This is a genomic window from Lutispora sp. (assembly GCF_041687175.1).
In the GTDB taxonomy this organism is placed as follows: Bacteria; Bacillota; Clostridia; order Lutisporales; family Lutisporaceae; genus Lutispora.
On sequence record NZ_JAWLCK010000206.1, the window covers coordinates 1 to 1,954 of the forward strand.

Here is a 1,954-nt window from a genome sequence, read left to right on the forward strand (position 1 = left end):
CGGAAAGCCTATCTTTCGATAGGCTTTCTTTGATCCATAGAATAATATCTGTCGGATGCTTAATATGAATTTACATTGATTGAGTAGTCGATCCCGGTACGCTTCCTTTACTCTCCACAACCATAACCTCAGGATCGATATGTGCTGTTTCAGGGAAATACGCCAAGTCGTATTTTTCCTGGTTCACAATCATCTTAATAGTACCGTATGTAAGCAGTATCATAAAGAACAATATCGGGAAACCTGCTACTGTCGCCAACTGCTTTGTTGCATCTATACCGCTGATTTTTCCGCCTGCGCAAATCAGGTTGATTATCGCCATTGACGCCATTGCAATACCCCAGAACATCTTTATCTTAGTGGGAGCTTCCTTTGAAGGATCATCATTTGCTGTTGTTGACAGGGAAGCTATAGTAGATGTCATAGAGTCACAAAGGGTAACTATAGACAATACTACAGCCACTATTATTACCCAGCTTATTGCCCCTCCTGCAGGGTAAGCTTCAAGGAACTTGAATATAGATATTTCAAAGCCGTTTGCATTTATTGCTTCCATTAGTCCCTGACCCTGTATCTCACCATGTATCGCTGCACCTCCGAAAACTGCAAACCACAGAATTCCGAATATTGATGGAGCTACAAGGTTGACCATTAAGAACTGTCTTATGGTTCTGCCTTTGCACAGCAGTGCGAAGAACATACCTTCAAGAGGCGCATAAGCCAGCCAGAATGCCCAATATACTATCGGCCACCACTGAGGCCACATTCCTCCGTCTACCGGACTCAGATACTGAGTTCTCATAAAGAAGTTGTTGAGGAAGTGTCCAAAGCCCTGAGTTCCCAATGAGAGTATGAAGGTTGTAGGTCCGAATATGAATATGAATGCCATTATTGCCAGGAATATTTTTGAGTTCTTATCAGACAGCCATCTAATACCTCTATTCAGGCCGGAATAGCTGGAGATAAGGAATATAGCAACCATTATGGATACAATTACTATCCATGTAACCTTGCCTGTAGGTACCCCTGCAAGCTTATTAAGACCGATTGTTATCTGCAATGTACCTACCCCAAGTACCGCTGCTACTCCGCCAAACATTGCGAAAAGACAGAGATTATCAACAATAGCACCAATGCTGCCTTTTATCTTCTTTCCGAATATAGGATACAGAGTTGAACTGATCTGGAATGGCAGCTTCATGTTATAGACCGCATATGCTATGCCAAGACCTGCCAATGCATACATCGCATATGGAATAAATGTCCAGTGTATGAATACTGTTTCCATTGCAAATACCGCAGCTGCTTCTGAATTTGGTGCAATACCCAATTCTGCCGGGGGTGATGTGAAATGCATAAGTGGTTCTGCTGTCCCCCAGAATAGTATTCCAGTTGCAATACCTGCACAAAGTGTTATTGCAAACCAGTTCCAATAGCTGAGAGTCGGTTGTGCATCCTTACCGCCAAACTTTATATCACCGTATTTTGAGAAAAAGAAAAATGCACAGACCCCAAGGAACAGAACACTGGTAATCTGAAAGAGCCAGCCAAAATTCTTGAAAGCAAAGCCCATTATTGCTGAATTACCATTGAAGAATGCTTCCGGCGCCGCAACTCCCAAAATGATTGCCGCTACGAAGATGATTGACATCGGGTAGAAAATAGCTTTTCTGATTTTTGCTTTGGTTTTTATGTTTTCCAAATCGTCATGCCCCCTTTTCTTATTTGCAGCTATGAAGAACAATCAGCCGGAATCCATTATTTATACATTATTCCATATAAGTCAGAACAAATGATTCCCATGGTCGATATTTCTACACAACTGCATCTTGTCTATTATTTTATAGTTGCAGCGTCAATAAAAAGCCTAAATATTGTCTAAAATCAGAAAAATTTAAAAAAACTTGCCAAACTTTTAACACATTTTTAATACTTTTGTTTTCTTATCCCATTC

General features: G+C 40.9%; 1 protein-coding gene. It reads right to left on the reverse strand.

All coding sequences use genetic code 11. The annotated features are described in order from the left end of the window. Positions 1-70: 70 nt before the first annotated feature. On the reverse strand, positions 71-1,702 hold the full coding sequence (locus ACESM9_RS15290; RefSeq protein WP_373000693.1) for a BCCT family transporter: 1,632 nt from the start codon (positions 1,700-1,702) through the stop codon (positions 71-73). Positions 1,703-1,954: the final 252 nt, after the last annotated feature.